The sequence below is a fragment of the Nonomuraea sp. B12E4 genome, from assembly GCF_039871825.1.
Lineage (GTDB): Bacteria > Actinomycetota > Actinomycetes > Streptosporangiales > Streptosporangiaceae > Nonomuraea.
In genome coordinates this window covers 130,403-149,728 of the sequence record NZ_JBDPME010000019.1, presented here as the reverse complement: position 1 = coordinate 149,728, position 19,326 = coordinate 130,403, and the positions used below count along the sequence as shown (strand labels likewise).

Annotated in this window: 17 protein-coding genes; 10 read left to right on the top strand and 7 right to left on the bottom strand. The window is 70.4% G+C overall.

What is annotated here, in order from left to right; genetic code table 11:
* Positions 1 to 113 precede the first annotated feature (113 nt).
* Genes ABGB18_RS33795 through ABGB18_RS33785 form a run of 3 tightly spaced genes read left to right on the top strand, consistent with a single transcriptional unit; the run spans position 114 to position 4,290 of the window.
* Positions 114 to 2,090, top strand: coding sequence for an adenylate/guanylate cyclase domain-containing protein (locus ABGB18_RS33795; protein ID WP_347699715.1), 1,977 nt, complete (start codon positions 114 to 116; stop codon positions 2,088 to 2,090).
* A gap of 33 nt (positions 2,091 to 2,123) precedes the next feature.
* On the top strand, positions 2,124 to 2,786 hold the full coding sequence (locus ABGB18_RS33790) for a Crp/Fnr family transcriptional regulator (protein WP_347699714.1): 663 nt from the start codon (positions 2,124 to 2,126) through the stop codon (positions 2,784 to 2,786).
* A 55-nt stretch (positions 2,787 to 2,841) separates the two neighbouring features.
* On the top strand, positions 2,842 to 4,290 hold the full coding sequence (locus ABGB18_RS33785; RefSeq protein WP_347699713.1) for an MFS transporter: 1,449 nt from the start codon (positions 2,842 to 2,844) through the stop codon (positions 4,288 to 4,290).
* Here ABGB18_RS33785 and ABGB18_RS33780 read toward each other — a convergent pair.
* Positions 4,283 to 5,032 carry a methylenetetrahydrofolate reductase gene (locus ABGB18_RS33780; protein ID WP_347699712.1) on the bottom strand — a complete coding sequence of 250 codons (750 nt, stop codon included), beginning with the start codon at positions 5,030 to 5,032 and terminating at the stop codon, positions 4,283 to 4,285. The two genes, ABGB18_RS33785 and ABGB18_RS33780, sit on opposite strands and share 8 nt — an antisense overlap.
* A gap of 10 nt (positions 5,033 to 5,042) precedes the next feature.
* A complete protein-coding gene (locus ABGB18_RS33775; protein WP_347699739.1) occupies positions 5,043 to 5,681 on the bottom strand; it encodes a TetR family transcriptional regulator in 639 nt (212 codons plus the stop codon).
* 73 nt (positions 5,682 to 5,754) lie between these two features.
* On the opposite strand from ABGB18_RS33775, the gene ABGB18_RS33770 reads away from it, so the two are divergent.
* Positions 5,755 to 7,212 carry a DHA2 family efflux MFS transporter permease subunit gene (locus ABGB18_RS33770; protein WP_347699711.1) on the top strand — a complete coding sequence of 486 codons (1,458 nt, stop codon included), beginning with the start codon at positions 5,755 to 5,757 and terminating at the stop codon, positions 7,210 to 7,212.
* On the opposite strand, the gene ABGB18_RS33765 is transcribed toward ABGB18_RS33770, so the two are convergent.
* Together ABGB18_RS33765 and ABGB18_RS33760 are read right to left on the bottom strand one after the other, a co-directional pair.
* Positions 7,125 to 9,053, bottom strand: coding sequence for an ABC transporter ATP-binding protein (locus tag ABGB18_RS33765; RefSeq protein ID WP_347699710.1), 1,929 nt, complete (start codon positions 9,051 to 9,053; stop codon positions 7,125 to 7,127). The two genes, ABGB18_RS33770 and ABGB18_RS33765, sit on opposite strands and share 88 nt — an antisense overlap.
* Positions 9,054 to 9,087: 34 nt before the next feature.
* Positions 9,088 to 11,136 (bottom strand): PhoX family phosphatase, encoded by a 2,049-nt coding sequence (locus ABGB18_RS33760; protein ID WP_347699709.1) that lies wholly within the window; start codon positions 11,134 to 11,136, stop codon positions 9,088 to 9,090.
* Positions 11,137 to 11,250: 114 nt separating this feature from the next.
* Between ABGB18_RS33760 and ABGB18_RS33755 the strand changes: the two genes are divergently transcribed.
* A complete protein-coding gene (locus ABGB18_RS33755; RefSeq protein ID WP_347699708.1) occupies positions 11,251 to 11,688 on the top strand; it encodes a sterol carrier family protein in 438 nt (145 codons plus the stop codon).
* Here the strand turns inward: ABGB18_RS33755 and ABGB18_RS33750 are convergent.
* Positions 11,685 to 12,827, bottom strand: coding sequence for a hypothetical protein (locus tag ABGB18_RS33750; RefSeq protein ID WP_347699707.1), 1,143 nt, complete (start codon positions 12,825 to 12,827; stop codon positions 11,685 to 11,687). The genes ABGB18_RS33755 and ABGB18_RS33750 overlap by 4 nt on opposite strands.
* Before the next feature lie 142 nt (positions 12,828 to 12,969).
* Between ABGB18_RS33750 and ABGB18_RS33745 the strand changes: the two genes are divergently transcribed.
* The 3 genes from ABGB18_RS33745 to purM all read left to right on the top strand — a co-directional run bounded on the left by ABGB18_RS33745 (position 12,970) and on the right by purM (position 16,062).
* The gene (locus ABGB18_RS33745; protein WP_347699706.1) at positions 12,970 to 13,377 is read left to right on the top strand and encodes a MarR family transcriptional regulator; all 408 of its coding nucleotides are present in this window, start codon (positions 12,970 to 12,972) and stop codon (positions 13,375 to 13,377) included.
* Between the two features lie 188 nt (positions 13,378 to 13,565).
* Positions 13,566 to 15,002: an amidophosphoribosyltransferase gene (purF, locus tag ABGB18_RS33740; RefSeq protein ID WP_347699705.1), complete on the top strand. Its 1,437-nt coding sequence runs from the start codon at positions 13,566 to 13,568 to the stop codon at positions 15,000 to 15,002.
* Positions 15,003 to 15,036: 34 nt separating this feature from the next.
* Entirely contained in the window at positions 15,037 to 16,062 is a 1,026-nt protein-coding gene (gene purM / locus ABGB18_RS33735) for a phosphoribosylformylglycinamidine cyclo-ligase (RefSeq protein ID WP_347699704.1), read from the top strand.
* A gap of 154 nt (positions 16,063 to 16,216) precedes the next feature.
* On the opposite strand, the gene ABGB18_RS33730 is transcribed toward purM, so the two are convergent.
* Together ABGB18_RS33730 and ABGB18_RS33725 are read right to left on the bottom strand one after the other, a co-directional pair.
* Positions 16,217 to 16,447: a DUF3073 domain-containing protein gene (locus ABGB18_RS33730; RefSeq protein ID WP_347699703.1), complete on the bottom strand. Its 231-nt coding sequence runs from the start codon at positions 16,445 to 16,447 to the stop codon at positions 16,217 to 16,219.
* 151 nt (positions 16,448 to 16,598) lie between these two features.
* Positions 16,599 to 17,678: a Glu/Leu/Phe/Val dehydrogenase dimerization domain-containing protein gene (locus ABGB18_RS33725; RefSeq protein WP_347699702.1), complete on the bottom strand. Its 1,080-nt coding sequence runs from the start codon at positions 17,676 to 17,678 to the stop codon at positions 16,599 to 16,601.
* Positions 17,679 to 17,785: 107 nt separating this feature from the next.
* Between ABGB18_RS33725 and ABGB18_RS33720 the strand changes: the two genes are divergently transcribed.
* Positions 17,786 to 18,649, top strand: coding sequence for a hypothetical protein (locus ABGB18_RS33720; protein ID WP_347699701.1), 864 nt, complete (start codon positions 17,786 to 17,788; stop codon positions 18,647 to 18,649).
* 322 nt (positions 18,650 to 18,971) lie between these two features.
* The gene (gene bldC / locus ABGB18_RS33715) at positions 18,972 to 19,175 is read left to right on the top strand and encodes a developmental transcriptional regulator BldC (protein WP_013133571.1); all 204 of its coding nucleotides are present in this window, start codon (positions 18,972 to 18,974) and stop codon (positions 19,173 to 19,175) included.
* Positions 19,176 to 19,326 lie beyond the last annotated feature (151 nt).

Genomic DNA, 19,326 nt, shown 5'->3' with positions numbered 1-19,326 from the left:
CTGGATATTCGGTGATCTGGATGAGTAAAACGACGCATTGGTAGGGGCGATCTCGAGTGGATAATCGGTCTGTGTCAACCCCTGTCCCTTACCTTCCTCCGGCGACTCAGCCCGTGCGTGGCGTGGTCTGGGGTATTCACCTGGTCCTGCCGCTGCTCGGGCTCTGGTTGCTGCTGGCCCAGCCGGACATCAACCTGATCTGGCAGCACAACGCCGGCCACTTCGGGATGATCATCACGGTGGCCGGGGTCAACGTCGTGCTCGGCCTGCTGATCAGCGAGGCGTCGCGGCGCCGCCAGGACGCGCGGTTGTTCCTGGTGTCCATGGTGTTCCTGAGCAGCGCGGGATTCTTCTTCCTGCACGGCCTGTCCACCCCGCAGATCATCCTGCCGACCGGGTCGCTCGGCTTCGACCTGGGCCAGCAGGTGGGGTTGACGATCGCGAGCGTGTTCGCGTTCGCCTCCGCGCTGCCGCTGGGCGAGCGGGCGGCCACGACCGTACTGAACTCTCAGTACTTCATCCGCTCGACACTCATCGGCTTCATGCTGGTCTGGGGCATCGCGTCGCTGATCCCCGGCCTGACGCCGCTCAGCGAGCCGCCGATGGTCTCGCCGGTCGACTGGTTGATCATCGCCTCCATCCCCGGCCTGCTGCTGTACGGGGCCGGCAGCGTGATGATGTTCCTGCTGCACCGGCGCCGGCCCTCGGCCATGCTGATCAGCCTGATCACGGCCTACGCGCTGCTGGCCGAGGCCATGATCGCCGGGATCTCCCAGCTCAACTGGCATCTGTCCTGGTGGGAGTGGCACCTGCTGCTCACCCTGGCCTTCGTGTTCGTGGCCTACAGCGCCTACCTGCAGTTCCGGCGGGAGGGGTCGAGCGCGGGGCTGTTCGACTCGGTGGCGCTGTCGGCGACCGTGGCCAGGATCCAGCAGGACTACGACCGGGCGCTGGAGGAGGTCGTCGAGCACGTACGCCGGGGCGAGCCGCTGGCCGCCACCCGGCTGTCGGGCAAGTTCCGGCTCAACGAGGGCCAGGCCGCGGTGCTCGACCGGGCGGGGGAGGCGCTGGCCAACGAGCGGGAGCTGTCGCAGCGGCTGTCCGCCCTGGTGGCGGTGAGCGCGCAGACGCGGATCGGGCTGCCCGAGGACGAGCTGCTGACCAGCTCGCTCGAACGGGTCCGGCAGGCCTACGGCGACGTCAAGATCGCCCTGGTCTCCGAGGGCAAGACGCAGATCGGCTCGCGCGACTACCAGTTCGCCGACACCAACCCGGTCAAGCGCGACAACCTGCTCGCCTTCCCGCTGACCGTCAAGGGCAAGCTCGCGGGCGTGCTGGAGGTGCCCATCGGCCACACCCGGCAGGACGAGGCGCTGGCCGCCACACTGGCCGGGCAGCTTTCCATCTCGCTGGAGAACGCCCGGCTCTACCAGGAGCTGCACACGCTGTTCCACCAGTACATGTCGCCCGACGTGGCGCATGCCCTGCTGGCCGACCCGGCGCAGGCGGCGCTGGGCGGCCGGCTCAAGGAGCTGACCGCGCTCTTCGCCGACCTCAAGGGCTTCACCAGCTTCTCGGAGAAGGTCACGCCCGGCGAGATCGTCGAGATGCTCAACCGCTACCACACGGCCGCCGTCCCCCGCATCCTGGAGAACGGCGGCACGATCGTGCAGTTCGTCGGCGACGCGCTGCTGGCCCTGTTCAACGCCCCGGCCACGCAGGACGGGCACGCGCGGGCCGCCTGCAAGGCCGCGCTCGCCATGCAGCGGGCCGCCGCCGAGGTGGCCGAGGAGATGGCGTGGAAGCGGGTGGACGAGGTCCAGTGGCCGACGTTCCGGGTGGGCATCAACACCGGCCCGGCGCTGGTCGGCAACATCGGCAGCCCGGAGTTGCGCGGCTTCAACGCGATGGGCGACTGCGTGAACGTGGCCGCCAGGCTGGAGGGCATCGCCGTGCCGGGCACGGTGGTCATCGGCGAGACGACATACCGGCAGCTCGGCCCCGGCGCGACGGTCGAGCCGCTGGGGCCGCTGAGGCTCAAAGGCAAAGAAGAGCTTGTCGCAGCCTATGTTTTGACCGACCTGGCATAGAACGTCGGTGCATGTGCCGACATAATCAGGCGCATGGATGCTGAGCCTGGAGAGTTCCTGTCCTTGCTCACAAAGGAGGAGGTGGAAGCCCTGCGCACGGCCGGGCGACCCCGGCGGTGGGATCGGGGCACGGCCGTGATGACCGAGGGCGACACGTCCGACTGGGTGCTCGTCCTGACGGGGGGCAGGGTCAAGGTCTCCTCGCACACGAGCAGCGGCACCGAGGTGGTGCTGGCCGTGCGCGGGCCCGGCGGGCTGCTCGGCGAGTTCTCCGCCATCGACGGCTCACCCCGCTCGGCCACGGTGACCGCCCTCGAACCCATCTCGGGCATCGTGGTGCGGGACTTCCCCGCCTTCTTGGAGCAACACGGTCGCGTCGCCGTCCTGCTGATGCAGCTGATCACCGGGAAGATCCGGGACGCCGACCGCAAGCGGATCGAGTACGGCGCCTTCGACACCACGGGCCGCGTGGCGACGCGGCTGCTGGAACTGGCCGACCGCTACGGGGAGCAGACCACCAGCGGGGTACGCGTGGCGCTGCCGCTGTCGCAGGACGAGCTGGCGGGCTGGACGGGCGCCTCCCGCGAGGCCGTCAGCAAGGCGTTGCGCACGTTGCGGGACCGCGGGCTGATCGAGACCGGCCGGCGGCGCGTGGTGATCCACGACATCGAGGGGTTGCGCAAGCGCGCCAGGTGACTGCTGGGGCCCCCGGGGAGAAATCGGACGTACGTCGTACGTCATAGTGGAGGGCATGGTCGCGGTCACCCCCCAGGACGACAGCCGCCTGCGTTACGCCTGGCGCGTTTGCTGGGTCACCAGTCTGGGGCTCGTCCTCATCGGCATCGCCGGCAGCACGCTCAACGTCGCCCTGCCCACCGTGGTGCGGCAGTTCCACGCGGGCCCGATGGAGGCGGGGTGGATCCTGCTGTCGTTCCTGCTGGTCAACACGGCGAGCCTGGTGTTCTTCGGCCGGGTCGCCGACCTGCTGGGCAGGCGTGAGGTCTACCTGGCGGGATTCGCGCTGTTCACCCTGGCCTCGCTGCTGGCCGGGCTGTCGCCGTCGGTGTGGTTCCTGATCGCGATGCGGGTGCTGCAGGCGGTCGGCGCGGCGATGATCCTGGCGAACGGCACGGTGATCATCACGGACGCGTTCCCGCCGGACCGGCTCAGCCAGGGCATGGGCGTCTACATCGGCACGCTGTCGGTGGCGCAACTGGCCGGGCCCACGCTCGGCGGGCTGATCGCGGAGGCCGCCGGCTGGCAATGGATCTTCTGGGTGAACGTGCCCGCCGGGCTGATCGCGTTCGGCGTGGGGGCGGCGATCTTACGCAAGATGCCCAGGCGGGACCGGCAGCCGGTGGACGCGCTCGGGAACGTGCTGCTGTTCGCCGCCCTGTCGGCGGCGCTGCTGGCACTGTCGGAGGCGGGCTCCAGCGGCCTGTCCAGCCCGGTGGTCCTGGCGGGGGCGGCCGTGTTCGTGGTGCTGGTGCCGCTGATCGTGCTGGCCGCGCGGCGCTCGCCCAATCCGGTGCTGGACCTGCGGCTGTTCGGGGGGCGGCTGCTCGCGTACGCGAACCTGGCCTCGTTCTGTAACGCACTCGCACGTTCCGCGCTGATCCTGGTGGTGGCGCTCTATTTCCAGGCGGCCAGGGGGCTCGGGCCGTTCGAGGCGGGGCTGAGCGTGCTGCCGGTGCCGGTCGGGATCGGGCTGGCCTCGCCGATCACGGGTCTGCTGGGGCAGCGGGTGTCGCCGTACGCGCTGTCCATCGGGGGTGCGGCGATGAGCGCGACCGGGCTGGGCGCGCTCATGCTGACGGCCGATCCGGCGACGCCGTACTGGGTGGCCGGGATCGCGCTGTTCGTGGCGGGCTGCGGCAGCGGAACGTTCCTGACGGGCAACACCACGCAGGTCATGCGGGCACTGCCGAGCGGGAGCCTGGGGGTGGTCAACGGGTTCCGGGTCATGATCATGAACGTCGGCATCGTGATCAGCGTCGGCCTGTCTCTCAGCGTGCTGTCCGCCTCCGTCGGCCCCGCGCTGCGGGCCCAGGTGTACGCCGGCACCCTGTCCACGCTGTCGCCGGTGGCGGTGGGGCAGCTCATGGACGGCTTCCAGCGGACGTACGCGGTGCTGTTCGCGGTGGCCCTCGCCGGGACCGTACTGGCGGCACTGGCCCGCCGGCGGCCGGGGCTCACCTGAGGGCGGTGGCCAGCCTCGACTCGACGTCGCGGTAGCGGGAGACCGGGATGAGGTGGACGCCGGCGAAGGCGCCCGAGTCGCGCAGGGCGAGGACCTGCTCGCAGGCCGCCTCCACGCCCGCCATCCGGTCCGCGGCCACCTGCTCGATCAGCGTCTCGGGCAGGTCGATGTCCGGGATCGCGGCGGCCAGCAGGCGGGCGTGGCGCTCGCTGGCCAGGACCATGACACCGGCATAGACGGGCACGTCCACCGGATTGGCCTCGCGCCACCGGAGCTGCGCCTCCGCCGAGAAGCTGACCTGCGCGAACAGGAAGTCGGCCGCGCGTTTCCACGCGGGCAGCGGGCGCAGCCCCGCGGCGGCCCCCAGGCGGAAGTCCGGCGAGAACCGCCGCGCCTCCGCGATCATCGAGCGCACGGTCAGATCACTCGTGCGGTTGCCGCTCGTCGGCTTGTCACCATAGACGAACAGGAACTGGTCCACCCCGTACGCCGCCGCCGTCAGCAGGTCGCGGCGGAAGCCGAGCAGGTTGCGGTCGCGCGAGTTGAGACAGGCGATGCCGCGCCCGCCCATCGACTCCACCTCGTGCGCCACGGCCACGCTGGACACGGTCGCGCGGCCGATGTGGTTGTCGGGGATGAGGAACGAGTGAGCGATCTTGCTCAGGGTGCCGATCTGGTGCCTGACGTGCTTCAGGTCCGGCTTCGTGGGCGGCTCGATCTCGCAGATCAGCTCGAAGGACATGGCTCGCAGCCTAACGCCTGGCCGCGAGCGCCTCGATACCGCTGAGCACGAGGTCGACGCCGAACGTGTCGTACAGCCCCGGCGGCGTCCCGCAGATCAGCGGGCCGGCCATCGCCACCAGGTTCGGGTACGTCTCCGGGGCCAGCGCCTGCAGGCCGACCTTCTTGGCCCGGATCTCGGCCGGGTCGTGGGCGGGGACGTGGGCGGAGGCGTCGGCGATGGCGATGGAGCTCTGCAGCAGGTATTTGCTGAGCAGGCAGCTCTCGTCCACGCTGAACCCGGCGCTGCGGGCCAGGCTGAGCGCCTGCTCCCAGACCGCCAGGAAGCTCGGCACCTCCACCGCGTCGATCTGTTCGAACACGTGCTTCGCGCAGGGATGGATGCGCAGTGTCCTGACCAGGCCCTCGACGAGGTCGCGCAGTTGCGCCTGCCAGGGGCGCTCGCCGGCCGGCTTGGGCGCGAAGCCGCTGATCAGGTGGTCGGCCATGCCGACGAGCAACTGGTCCTTGTTCTTGTAGTGCCAGTAGAGGGCCATCGGGGTGACGCCCAGGTCCGTGGCCAGACGGCGGATGGTCACGGCGTCCAGGCCCTCGGTGTCGCCGATCTCCAGGGCACGCTCCGCGATGGCCCGCGCTGTCAGTTTTCCCATCACGGTTGACAACTATACGACGTACAAGTTGAACTATACGGCGTACAAGTACGACGTATAGGGGAGTGGGATCATGCGATGGTGGGCGCTGGGCGCGGTGACTCTGGGCACCTTCATGACTTACCTGGACAACAACGTGGGGAACGTCGCGCTGCCGACGATCCAGCGGGAGCTCGGGCTGACCATCTCCGGGCTTGAATGGATCGTGAGCTCGTACATCCTGGTCTTCGCGGGCCTCATGCTGGTCGGCGGCCGGCTCGCGGACGTCTTCGGGACCCGCCGGGTGTTCCTCGCCGGGCTGACCGTCTTCACCGTCTCCTCCCTCGCGGCGGGGCTGGCCACCTCCGGTGCCGTGCTGATCGCCGCGCGGGCCGTGCAGGGGGTCGGCGCGGCGCTGCTCACGCCCACCGCGCTCACCCTGATCAGGCAGCTCTTCCCCGACCCCGGCGAGCGCGGCCGGGCCATCGGCGTCTGGAGCATGGCGGGGGCGCTCTCCATGGCGCTGGGCCCGTTCGCGGGCGGCTTCATCAGCCAGAACCTGCACTGGGGCTGGATCTACCTGATCAACGTCCCGCTCGGGCTGGTGACGTTCGGGATCGCCTTCCGGGTGGTCAGGCCCGCCTTCACCCGGGTACGGCACAGCCTCGACCTGCCCGGCCTGGCCACCTCGGCGCTGGCCCTGTTCGCCCTGACCTACGCGCTCATCGAGGGTGAGGCCGCGGGCTGGACCTCGCCGGAGATCCTGGCCGCGCTCGGCGTGTTCGCGGCTGCGGCCGCGGCGTTCGTGCTGGTGGAGACGCGGGCCGCCGAGCCGATGATCGTAATGTCGCTGTTCGGGTCCCGGATGTTCAGCGGCGGGCTGGTCACGGCGGGGATCTGGTCGTTCGGCGTGTTCGGGATCTACTTCTTCAGCGCCCTGTGGCTGCAGAACGTGCTGGGCTTCTCCCCCACCGAGGCGGGCGCCGCGTTCGTGCCGATGGCACTGTTGATGGGCGTCGTCGCGGTCCTGTCGCAGCGGATCAGCGCGATGCTCGGCATCGGCCGTACGGTGGCGCTCGGGATGGCGCTCATGGGCACGGCGATCTACCTGATCTCCGGCATCGGCGCCGACGGCGGCTACGCGGACGTGGCGCCCTGGTTCCTGCTCTACGGCCTGGGCGGCGGCCTGCTCGTCCCGCTCACCGCCGCGACCGTCGGCGGCATGCCCGCGGAGAGGGCCGGGGTGGCCTCGGGCGTCCTGAACGTGTCACGCGAGGTGTTCGGGCTGCTCGGCATCACCGTGCTGGGCGCGATCCTGAGCGCCGGCCGGCGGGGCGCCGACGGGCCGCCGCTGGCCGCCTTCCTCGATGCCTACCAGTTCACGCTCGTGATCGCGGCCGCCGTGGTGCTGGCGGCGATCCCGGTCGCGCTCTACACGCTGCGGAGCCCCAGGACGGCGGCACCTCAGGCGACCGCCTCGGCGGCTGCCGGGGGCTCCTCCTCCGAGAGCGGGATGTCCTCCGGGCCGGCGAGCGTGGGGTCCTCGAACTGAGTGCGGTACAGCTCCTCGTAGCGGCCGCCGGCGGCGAGCAGCTCGGCATGGGTGCCGCGCTCGGCCACCCGCCCGTCCTCGATCACCAGGATGAGATCGGCGGCGCGGACCGTGGAGAGCCGGTGCGCGATCACCACGGCGGTCCGGCCGGCGAGCGCCTCGCCGAGCGCCGCCTGCACGGCCGCCTCGGAGGTGGAGTCGAGCGCCGCCGTGGCCTCGTCCAGGATCACCACCCTGGGCCTGGCCAGCAGCAGCCGGGCGATCGTCAGCCGCTGGCGCTCGCCGCCTGACAGCCGGTAGCCGCGCTCGCCCACGACCGTGTCGAGCCCGTCGGGCAACGACTCGATCAGGCCGGCCAGCCGGGCCCTGGTGAGCGCGTCCCACAGCTCCTCCTCGGCCGCCTCGGGCCTGGCCAGCAGCAGGTTCGCCCGGATCGTGTCGTGGAACAGGTGGCCGTCCTGGGTGACCATGCCGAGCGTGTCGCGGATCGAGTCGGCGGTCAGGTCCCGCACGTCGACGCCGCCGAGCCGGATCGCGCCCGCGTCGACGTCGTAGAGCCGGGGCAGGAGTTGCGCGATCGTGGACTTGCCCGCGCCCGAGGAGCCGACCAGGGCCACCATCTGGCCCGGCTCCGCCCGGAACGAGATGCCGTGCAGCACCTCGACGCCGCCGCGGGAGTCGAGGGTGGCGACCTCCTCCAGCGAGGCGAGGGAGACCTTGTCGGCCGCTGGGTAGGCGAAGCGCACGTCGTCGAACTCGACGGCGACCGGCCCGTCCGGGACCTCCCGGGCGTCCGGCTTCTGCTGGATGAGCGGTTCGAGGTCGAGCACCTCGAAGACGCGCTCGAAGCTGACGACCGCGCTCATCACGTCCACGCGGGCGCTGGCCAGCGCGGTCAGGGGCGCGTACAGGCGGGTGAGCAGCATGGCCATCGCCACCACCGCGCCGGGGGCGAGCTCCTCGCGCAGGGCGTAGAAGCCGCCGAGGCCGTACACGAGGGCCAGGGCCAGCGCCGACACCAGCGTCAGCGCGGTCACGAAGACCGACTGGGTCATTGCGGTACGCACCCCGATGTCGCGCACCCGCCGGGCCCGCAGCTCGAACTCGGCCGACTCGCGCGCGGGCCGGCCGAACAGCTTGACCAGCGTGGCGCCGGGCGCCGAGAACCGCTCGGTCATCTGCGTGCCCATGGCCGCGTTGAGGTCGGCCGCCTCGCGCCGCAACCGGGCGATCCTGGTGCCCATCCGGCGGGCCGGCAGCACGAACACCGGCAGGAGCAGCAGCGCGAGCAGCGTGATCTGCCAGGAGATGCCGATCATCGCGATGAGCGTGAGCACGAGCGTGACGAGGTTGCCCGCGACGCCGGACAGGGTGTCGGTGAAGGCCCGCTGCGCCCCGATCACGTCGTTGTTCAGCCGGCTGACCAGCGCGCCGGTGCGGGTCCTGGTGAAGAAGGCGACCGGCATCTTCTGTACGTGGTCGAAGACGGCCGTACGCAGATCGAGGATGAGGCTCTCGCCGAGTCCCGCCGACAGCCACCGGTTGAGCAGCCCGAGCCCCGCCTCGGCCAGGGCCAGCACCGCGATCAGCACCGCGACCGTGACGACCACGCTCAGCGGCTCGGCGTTGAAGATCGCGTCCACCACCCGGCCGGCCAGCAGCGGGGAGCCCACCGCCAGGCCGGCCATCACCACGCTGAGCAGCAGGAACAGCGTCAGCCTGGCCCGGTGGGGCCGGGCGAACCCGCCGATACGGCGGAGCGTCGCCCTGGAGACAGGACGACGCTCGCGCCGGTCGTTCATCGAATAAAGCTGGTGCCAGGCCGTCATCTCCATGCTCATGACACGGAGGCTATTGGCTCAACCTAAGCTGAGGTCAAGACCCGATCTTGCTGCCTTCACCGTGCCAGACGACCGCCACCGCCGGGCGCGGCTGGTCGCCGTCGGGCCAGCGGCTGGCCGGCTTCTCCGGGCTCGCGCCGTCGACCTCGCCCGGGTGCTGCACCGCCACGAACACGCTGCGCTGATCCTCGGTGACCATCGGGCCGCAGGTCTCGGCCCCGACCGGGACCGTGAGGAACTGCCGCAGGTGACCGCGCTCCTTGCCGCGCACCGGCATCACGAACAGGCCGTCGTGACTGCCGAGCTCGTTGCCGTCGGTGGAGATCCACAGGTTGCCGTCACGGTCGAAGGTCACGTTGTCCGGGCACGAGATCGGCGAGACCTGGGACTTGTCGTAGCCGGCGAAGTAGGTGGAGGAGTCCTCCGGGTCACCGCAGATCAGCGGCAGCGACCAGGTGAACGAGCGCTCGCCCGCGTCGTTGCGCTTCTCGACCAGTTCCAGCACGTGGCCGTGCTTGTTGCCGGCGCGCGGGTTGGCCTCGTCGATCTGGGCCGCGGTGCGGTCGGTGTTGTTGGTCAGGGCCACGTAGACGCCGCCGGTGACCGGGTTGCGCTCCATGTCCTCGGGGCGGTCCATCTTCGTCGCGCCCACCTTGTCGGCCGCCACCCGGGTGTAGACCAGGACCTCCTCGGCGGTCATGCCCTTGACGTACGACTTCTTGCCCGAGACCAGCGGGATCCACTGGCCGGAGCCGTCGAACTCGCCGTCGGAGGGCGCCTCGATCTCGCCCTTCGGGCTGTCGCCGGTGAACTTGGCCACGTACAGGGTGCCCTCGTCGAGCAGCTCCCGGTTGTGCCGCTCGTTCCCCCGGATGTAGCGCTCTTTCGAGACGAACTTGTAGATGTACTCGAACCGCGAGTCGTCACCCATGTACACGACCAGGCGGCCGTCCTTGGCCAGCGTCGTGTTTGCGGCCTCGTGCTTGAACCGGCCGAGCGCGGTGCGCTTCACCGGCGTCGAGTCGGGGTCGAACGGGTCGATCTCCACGATCCAGCCGAACCGGTTGGCCTCGTGGGGGTGCTTGGCCAGGTCGAAGCGCTCCTCCACGCGGTCGAACCGGCGGCTCTCCTCCGGGGTGCCCTCGGTGATCGTGTAGCGGGTGATGTACGGCCGCTGCGCCTTGGGCACCTTGTCGCCGTTGACGAAGTACTGGTCGATGTTCTCCTCGGCGGTCAGCACCGTGCCCCACGGGGTGGTGCCGCCCGAGCAGTTGTTGAGCATGCCGACGGGCGCGACGCCCTTGGGGTCGGCGGCCGTCTTGAGCAGGTCGCTGCCCGCCGCGGGCCCGCTGAACCGCATCTTCGTCTGGGCGGTGATGCGCCGGTTGTAGCGGCGGCGGCCCGAGGTGACCAGCTTCCACTGGCCGGTGCCGCGGACGCGCTCGACCTCCACGACCGAGCCGCCGTGCGCGGCCAGCGCGATCCTGATCTGCTCCTTGGTCGCCTTGGCGCCCCCGGTGTAACCGCGGAACATCAGGCTCTCGTCGGTGTACTCGTGGTTCACCCAGAGCAGCGCGCGGTCCTTGCCCATCGGCAGCATCGTGACGTAGTCGCAGTTGTAGCCGAACTGCTGGGCCTGAGCGGCGGCCGACTGGTGGTCGAAGTCGAACTTCGGCGCGCCGGGCAGCACGGGGTCGCCCCAGCGGACCACCACTGAGGACTTGTAGCCGTCCGGGATCGTCAACTTGTCGTCCGTGTTCGGCCGCACGGGGCTGAAGGACAGCTCAACATCGCCGGAACCGTTCTGGGCCACGGTGGAGGCGGACCCCTCGGCCAGGGCCGGAACCGCCCCCGCCACGCCCGTCGTGGCAACGAGAGCACCGAGCGCACCCGCGCGCAGCATGCCGCGCCGGGACAGCGCGTCCTTCACCACGTCGCCGAAGTAGGCGTTGCCGGAGGTGTTGCCCACCTCGTGCGCGCACGCGTTGCCGCAACGGAACTGGCAGGTCAACGCCGATCGACCGGCTTTGTGCGGGGTGGAAAGCAGCGGCAGCGGCTTTCTGATCCCAGGGGGGTTCGCCACGGGTCCTCCATAGATGAACAGGTTGTACCGCGGGGGAGATTACGGCCACCGCCGAAACCACGGGTGAACGGTGACCTCCGTTTCGATGAACGCTGTCCGCGAGACAATAGTGACGTGTCGCGTCGCAAGATAGACCTGGAAAAGCTGAGAACCGCTCTCGACGACCAGCTTGTCGCTCTCGACGAGCCTTCCTACGACGGGCCCGCCACCGCGGTGCCCGACGCGCTCGCGGCCGCCGTGCTGGCCGCCTACGACCGCGGGCTGCAGCCCGAGCGGGAGGCCGCCAGGCGGGCCGTGCGCCATCTCCTCGACCGGCTGGCCGCCGCCGCGCCTGGCCGGACCGTCGAGGTGCGCGTGCCTCCGTACGCCGCCGTCCAGGCAGTGGCCGGGCCCCGGCACACCCGCGGCACCCCGCCCAATGTCATCGAGATGGACGGCCGCACCTGGATCGAGCTCGCCACCGGCCGCCTGACCTGGGCGCAGGCCATGGCCGACGGCCGGGTGTCGGCGAGCGGCTCCCGGGCCGACCTGTCAGAGCATCTGCCGCTCTAGCCGGCGCTCGCCATCCACGGAAACTTGTCCTCGAAGCAGCGGTCGGCGAGCCGGCCGGGCAGGTGGCCGCACTCCTGGACCACGTTCCAGAACCAGATGGCCACGATCGCGAAGAGGATGAGCGAGAGCACGCTGATCACGATTCCGGCGATGGCGCGGCTCTTGCCGACGTGCTTGGCGAGCGCCACGCAGCCGAAGACGATCGACAGGATGGCGGTGATCAGCCCGGTGAAGCAGACGAACACCAGGAAGGGGCTGGCCACGCCCAGCACGAGCGAGGCCGTGGCCAGCCCGTTCCCGGGGGCGGCCGGCCGGTACGCGGGGCCGTAGGGACCGTAGGGGCCTTGGGGCCCCGGTGGCGGGCCGTAACCGGGCGGGCCGCCGTACGGGCTGGAGGGGACGGTGCCCGGGATGGTCGGCTCCTGGTCACGTGGCGTTCCCCCGGCCACCCACTGGTCGCGCGGCGGCCCTCCAGGCGGACCCTGATCACGTGGCGGCTCTCCAGGCGGGCCCTGGTCGCGCGGTGGCTCCCCGGGCGGGCCCTGGTCATGTGGCGGCCCTCCGGCCTTCCCCTGGTCGCGCGGTGGCTCCCCGGGCGGGATCCGCTCCCGCTGCGGGCCGCCGGGCGGGGTGAAGGGCGGCTGGCCCTCCTGCTCGTAACGTGACGGAGCCGGCTTGGCCGGGCCGCCCTCGGACGGGGTGCGTTCCCAGCCCGGGTACGGCGGGATGGCGCCGGGGATCGGGAACGCCCGGGTCTCCTCGGCGTCGTCTCCCGTCGGCTCCGGGGTCTCGGGCGAGGTGGGCAGGTCGGGATGGGTGGGCTCGCCGGCCGGCCGCGGCTCGTGCGTCGGCGGCACGTCGGGCGGCGGAACCACGGGCGGCACCGGCGCGATCGGCTCCTCACCGGGCGCCTCCTCACCGGGCACCCTCTCACCAGGCCGCCGCCCCGCAGGCTCCTCGGACGGAGGCCCCTCACCACCCGGCCGCTCCTCGTCGCCCGGCCGGTCCTTCTCCTGCGCGTCCTCGTTCCAGCGGTCGGGCTCGCGCTGGGATGGCCCGCCGCCGGGCTCGTCCTCCTCGGGACGGCGGTGGCGCGGGTCCTCCGGGCGGGGCTCGTCCGGGCCCCCAGATGTCGTCACGTCAGCGTCTCCCGAGGGGTCTGAATACCGGATACTTCACCCTTTCGCGGAGGGCATCCGTTAAACCGCGCGACACGGTAAAAGGCCCCTCATCATTGGGTCACAGTGCGCCAAAGCGGCAGGCGGCGGGCAAGATGGGTGCATGCTGGAAGAGACCCTGACGTACGCGCTGATCAAGGTCATCAAGGCGCACCGCAACCACCTCGCGGCCGCGCTGGTACCGCTGGGGCTGCACGTCGGGCAGGAACTGCTGCTCAACCAGCTGTGGCGGGAGGACGGCCTGACCCAGGGCGAGCTGATCGCCAGGCTGGGCGTCGAGCCGCCGACCGTCACCAAGACCCTGCAACGCCTGGAACGGGCCGGCATCGTCTACCGGGCCCCAGATCCGGACCGCCCGCGGGTGGGCCGGGTGTACCTCACCGACGCGGGCAAGGCGCTGCGCGAGCCGGTGGAGGAGATCTGGAGCCGTACGGACGAGGAACTGCTGCGGGCCTTCAACCCCGAGGAACGCGACCTGTTCGCCCGCCTCGTCCGTGCCATTCCCCGCTGATTTCACCAGCCGCCGCCCCCGACGGCCGACGACATGGCCGCGCTCATCGTGTTCCTGGGCTCCGACGCGAACCCCAACCTGACCGGAGAGATCATCCGTGACGGATCGAATGCGGCCAGGTCAACTCACGTGCCCCGATATCACCCCCGGATGTGCGAGCACGTAAGAGGTCAACCTAGACTGAGGATGTGCTGAAGGGCAACGGCCGGCTCGGCCATGACCTGGACCCCCACGACCGCGCACCCAAAGACGCCTGTGGCGTCTTCGGCGTCTGGGCTCCGGGCGAGGAAGTTTCCAAACTCACCTACTACGGGCTGTACGCGTTGCAGCACCGCGGCCAGGAGTCCGCGGGCATCGCGGTCAGTGAGGGCACCCGCATCCTCGTCTACAAGGACATGGGGCTGGTCTCCCAGGTCTTCGACGAGTCGGTGCTCGGCACCCTGCGTGGCCACCTGGCCATCGGCCACTGCCGCTACTCCACCACCGGGTCGAGCGTCTGGGAGAACGCCCAGCCGACCCTCAACTCCACCGAGGTCGGCGGGCTCGCGCTCGCCCACAACGGCAACCTGATCAACACCCCGGAGCTGGCCGAGCGCCTGGCCCCGGGGTCCATCCGGGCGACCACCGACACCGAGGTCCTCACCGCGCTGCTCGCCCAGGACCCCACCCGTTCCGTCGAGGACGCGGCCGCGGAGCTGCTGCCGCAGGTCAAGGGCGCCTACTCGCTGGTGTTCATGGACGAGACGACCCTCTACGCCGCCCGCGACCCGCAGGGCATCCGCCCGATGGTGCTGGGCCGGCTGGAGCGCGGCTGGGTGGTGGCCTCGGAGACGGCGGCGCTCGACATCGTGGGCGCCACGTTCGTCCGCGAGATCGAGCCCGGCGAGCTGCTCACCATCGACGAGCGCGGCGTCAGGTCGCGCCGCTTCGCGCTGGCCGACCCCAAGGGCTGCCTGTTCGAATACGTCTACCTCGCCCGCCCCGACACCGTGATCGCCGGGCGTGGCGTGCAGGTCACCAGGGTCGAGGTGGGCCGCGTGCTGGCCCGCGAGCACCCCGTGGAGGCCGACCTGGTCATCCCGACGCCGGAGTCCGGCACCCCGGCCGCCGTCGGCTACGCCGAGGAGAGCGGGATCCCCTACGGCCAGGGCCTGGTGAAGAACTCCTACGTGGGCCGCACGTTCATCCAGCCCTCGCAGACCATCCGCCAGCTCGGCATCCGGCTGAAGCTCAACCCGCTGCGCGAGATCGTCGAGGGCAAGCGCCTGGTGGTGGTGGACGACTCGATCGTGCGCGGCAACACCCAGCGCGCCATCGTCCGGATGCTGCGCGAGGCGGGGGCGCGCGAGGTGCACGTGCGCATCTCCTCGCCGCCCGTGGCCTGGCCGTGCTTCTACGGCATCGACTTCGCCACCAGGGCCGAGCTGATCGCGGGCTCACTGACCGTCGAGGAGATCCGCGCCTCGCTCGGCGCCGACTCGCTCGGCTACATCTCCCTGGAGGGCCTGACCAAGGCCACCACCATCCCCGCCGAGCGCCTGTGCAGGGCCTGCTTCGACGGCTCCTATCCCATCCCCATCGACCAGGACAACGTCGGCAAGTTCGTGCTGGAGAGCAAGGCGTGATCGTGCTCGACCGGCCGCCGGCGGAGGAGACAGCGTGACGACTTACGAGGCCGCGGGCGTCGACATCGAGGCGGGCGAGCGGGCCGTCGCCCTGATGAAGGACAAGGTGGCGCGCTCCCGGCGGCCCGAGGTGGTCGACGACGCCAGCGGGTTCGCGGGCCTGTTCGACGCCTCGGCCCTGCTGCGCTACCGGAGGCCGCTGCTCGCCTCCGCCACGGACGGCGTGGGCACCAAGGTCATGATCGCCCAGCGGTACGGCAAGCACGACACGATCGGCATCGACCTGGTCGCCATGGTTCTCGACGACCTGGTGGTGTGCGGGGCCGAGCCGCTGTTCATGACCGACTACATCGCCTGCGGAAAGGTCGTGCCCGAGCGCATCGCCGAGATCGTCGGCGGAGTGGCCGAGGGCTGCCGCCTGGCCGGGGCCGCGCTGGTGGGCGGCGAGACGGCCGAGCACCCCGGGGCGATGGGGCCGGACGAATACGACCTCGCGGGCGCCGGAACCGGCGTCGTGGAGGCCGCGGAGCTGCTCGGGCCCGCGCGGGTGACGGCCGGGGACGTGGTGCTGGGGCTGGCGTCCTCGGGGCTGCACTCCAACGGCTACTCGCTGGTGCGCCACGTGGTGCGGGAGGCCGGGCTGTCCCTGGACACGGTGCTGCCGGAGCTCGGGCGGCCGCTGGGCGAGGAGTTGCTGGAGCCCACCCGGATCTACTCGCTGGACTGCCTGGAGCTGGCGCGGGCGGTGGACGTGCACGCCTACGCGCACATCACCGGCGGGGGCGTCGAGAGCAACCTGTCCCGGTCGCTGCCCGACCACCTGGACGCCCTGCTGGACCGGTCGTCGTGGACCCCGCCCGCCGTCTTCGGCACGCTGGCGGGACACGGCACGATCGCGCAGGCCGACATGGACCGCACGTTCAACCTCGGGGTGGGGATGGCCGCCGTGGTGGCCCAGGAGTCGGCCGACGAGGCGGTCCGGGTGCTGGCAGCCCGCGGGCTGACGGCCTGGGTGCTGGGTGAGATCGTCCCCGGTGAGGGCCGCGCCCGCTACCGGTGACCGTTCGGGACGGGCCTGGCCCGTCCCGAACACAACGGTGCCGAGAAGCCCGTACGCGTGACGAAAGCCCCACGGTTGCCCGTGGGGCCCGACGATCGTGGGCGGGAATCCGGCGCGGACGCCGGGACCCCGGCCACATCAACCAGGAGGACGGCTACCGGCGGCCGGACGAACGGCCATCGTCGTCGTCTCCGGCGCCATAGTCATCGGCGTAATCGGCATAGCGATCCGCCAGCTCATCGTTGAGGTCGTCGGCGTCGTCACTACTGCTGGAGTCTCCGACCCCGAGTTCGTCGCGAAGACGGTCAAGATCCGTGCCACCGCTGTTGTACTTCAGCTGGCGAGCAACCTTGACCTGCTTGGCCTTTGCTCGGCCGCGCCCCATTGGCTCGACCCCCTCGTGTGGGGTCGTCCCCGACCCCTCGTCGCTAACGCACCACACACTGACGCCGCCTGACTTTGGGCGTCAGCCTATCGTTCGCCTATTACCGTACCTGTTTTGTGCCCAGCTCGGTACGTCGTATGGGCGCGGGGCGTCAGTGGCCCAGCCAAATGGCCCGAATACGCCCGACTTCCGACATTCTGCGCTCCGCTAGCCTATCTGCTGCGACCGCCGGGGGAACGCCCTCGTCAGCGGCGATCGCGAAGATCTTCAGAGTCGTGTCATAGATCTGGGCCGCCCTGGACCTGGCGCGATCCATGTCGAAGCCGCCGATCTCATCTGCGACCTGGATCACACCTCCCGAATTGACCACATAGTCGGGCGCGTACAGGATGCCGCGTTCGGCGAGCTGCTTCTCGACGCCGGTGTGGGCGAGCTGGTTGTTGGCCGCGCCACAGACGATCTTCGCGCGCAGCCTGGCGACGGTGTCGTCGTCCAGGGCGCCGCCCAGCGCGCAGGGGGCGAACACGTCGATGTCGCTCGCGGTCATCTCCGCCGCGTCGGCCACCACGTCGACCTCGGGGTGGCGCAGGCGCGTCCGCTCGACGGCCCGGGGATCGACGTCGCAGATCACGACGTCGGCGCCGTCCTCGCGCAGCAGCTCGACCAGGCGGTGGCCGACCTTGCCGACCCCCTCGACGCCCACCCGCCTGCCGTGCAGCGACGGCGTGCCGTAGACGCGCTCGGCCGAGGCGCGCATGCCCTGGAACACCCCGAACGCCGTCAGGACCGACGAGTCACCGGCTCCGCCGTGGGCCAGGGTGCGGCCGGTCACGAAGCGGCACTCGCGGGCCACCACGTCCATGTCCTCGCTGTAGGTGCCGACGTCGCAGGCCGTGATGTAGCGCCCGCCGAGCGACTGCACGAACCTGCCGTACGCGCGCAGCAGCGCCTCGCTCTTGTCCCTGGCCGGGTCACCGATGATGACGGCCTTGCCGCCGCCCAGGTCGAGGCCCGCCAGCGCGTTCTTGTAGGACATGCCCCGGGCGAGATCGAGCACGTCGGACAGGGCCGCCTGCTCGCTCTCGTAGGGATAGAAACGGGTGCCGCCCAGGGCGGGGCCCAGCGACGTGTTGTGGATGGCGATGATGGCACGCAGGCCGCTCTGCTCGTCGGCGCAGAACACGACCTGCTCATGAACGTCCTTGTGGGACGAACCGAAGACGTCGGTCACGGTGGTGACTCCCTGTCCGGTCCGCCGCTCCTTTGCGGCGGAGATCACCTCACAGCGTAGTAAGCCACAACGGTGCATGCAGGTTCGCTTCGTGACACGATGCCTCCGTGCTGCCCTATGCCGCCTACCTCCGCGTCTATGAGCCACTGACCGCGTTCGCCGAGCCCGAGCGCAAGCTGTGGGCCGACTACGCCGACTCACGGGACCGCCCGCGCCGCGCGAACGCGCTCAATGCGGAACACGGCGAGTCCGTCATGCGTCTGCTCGGCGTGCCCCCTCAACCCGTTCCCGCCCAGGAGAGCCCCAACGCCTATCTGCGGCGCGTTGAGGACCGTCTGTACGTGTGCCCCTGGCAGACCCGTTTGCGCTCGTGGCTGGCCTTCTCAAGGCTGCGCGGCAGCACTCCCACGAAGCTGATGGACCGCCTCGTGCCCAAGGCGATCGCCGAGCAGACCGCCGACGACTTCGACCGGTTCAAGCGGCAGGCTGATTCGTCCGCGTTGCGTACGAACATTCGCACCACGGCGTGGCATGTGCCGCCCTCGTGGTTCGTGCCGTTTGATGGGAACGAGCGCTGGCTGGTGCTCGGCTCCGCCAACCCCGGGCAGGACGTGACCACGACCACCGGACGTAACCTCATCTACGTCACATCCATGGCACAGGCCAGAAGGCGGGCCGCGCGGGCGCTCAACGTGCTGCGCCGGCATCTGGGCGAGGTGTCGTCCAACTTCGACGTGGAGGACATCGCCAGGTGGCTGGAGGAGTTCCACCCGCATTCGCTGGTGGAGCTCGACTACGGCGGGCTGGTGCACCTGATGGACGACGACGCGCTGCAGGCGGACCAGTCGGTCGCGGAGCTGGCGGCGGCCCTGACGGGCCTGGACACGGGTCAAGAAGAACTTGCCTACGCCATGTACCAGAGGGTCATCCTCCGGTGGAAGTCAATGCAACAACTGGAATCTGCCAACTGAGCCCCAATACGGCCGTCTGACCTGCATGAGTAGGTCACGTCTCGCGGCTGCTCTCTTCTGCGAACTGAGTAGTTTGCCGTTTTCACTGCGATACCACGAACCGTGTCGCTAGAATCACCGAGCGTGACATCGCCATGGGGGCGGGCAGTTGGGTCAAAGAAGGGCTCGCCAATCGCTCTGCGTGGCGGTATGGTCACATCGGGTGATGCCGCATATGGCTCAGAAAAGCCGCACGCTCTGTGCCATAGGGGGACATCCGTGACACGCGCAAAGGCAGTCACAGGATCGCTATGCCGGTCCACACGGAGGAGAGGCCGCACAAATGTCAGCTCGTACACCCGAGGCCGAGCCACTGCTCACGCCCGCTGAGGTCGCGACCATGTTCAGGGTCGACCCCAAGACCGTTACGCGGTGGGCCAAGGCGGGCAAGTTGACGTCGATCCGCACCCTCGGCGGTCATCGGCGTTACCGGGAGACCGAGGTACGCGCACTGCTCGCGGGCATCCCGCAGCAGCGCTCGGAGTAGTTCGGAGGGTCGTCACCGACCTCAGGGGGGTTGAAGGGGTGGACCAGGCAGGGGCCCGGTCCACCGCAGTGACGATGTGACGTCGTATGGGAAGTTGGCGCCGCCCGCCCGGCGCCATCCTTCCCGTCGTCATGCCGTCGGCCGGCAGGGC

Excerpts from the sequence above, each read along its gene's own strand:
- ABGB18_RS33775 (WP_347699739.1), bottom strand. The coding sequence starts at position 5,681 with ATGGGAAAACTGACAGCGCGGGCCATCGCGGAGCGTGCCCTGGAGATC.
- ABGB18_RS33790 (WP_347699714.1), top strand. The coding sequence starts at position 2,124 with ATGGATGCTGAGCCTGGAGAGTTCCTGTCCTTGCTCACAAAGGAGGAG.
- ABGB18_RS33765 (WP_347699710.1), bottom strand. The coding sequence starts at position 9,053 with ATGAGCATGGAGATGACGGCCTGGCACCAGCTTTATTCGATGAACGAC.
- bldC (WP_013133571.1), top strand. The coding sequence starts at position 18,972 with ATGTCAGCTCGTACACCCGAGGCCGAGCCACTGCTCACGCCCGCTGAG.
- ABGB18_RS33745 (WP_347699706.1), top strand. The coding sequence starts at position 12,970 with ATGCTGGAAGAGACCCTGACGTACGCGCTGATCAAGGTCATCAAGGCG.
- ABGB18_RS33730 (WP_347699703.1), bottom strand. The coding sequence starts at position 16,447 with ATGGGGCGCGGCCGAGCAAAGGCCAAGCAGGTCAAGGTTGCTCGCCAG.
- ABGB18_RS33785 (WP_347699713.1), top strand. The coding sequence starts at position 2,842 with ATGGTCGCGGTCACCCCCCAGGACGACAGCCGCCTGCGTTACGCCTGG.
- ABGB18_RS33780 (WP_347699712.1), bottom strand. The coding sequence starts at position 5,032 with ATGTCCTTCGAGCTGATCTGCGAGATCGAGCCGCCCACGAAGCCGGAC.
- ABGB18_RS33770 (WP_347699711.1), top strand. The coding sequence starts at position 5,755 with ATGCGATGGTGGGCGCTGGGCGCGGTGACTCTGGGCACCTTCATGACT.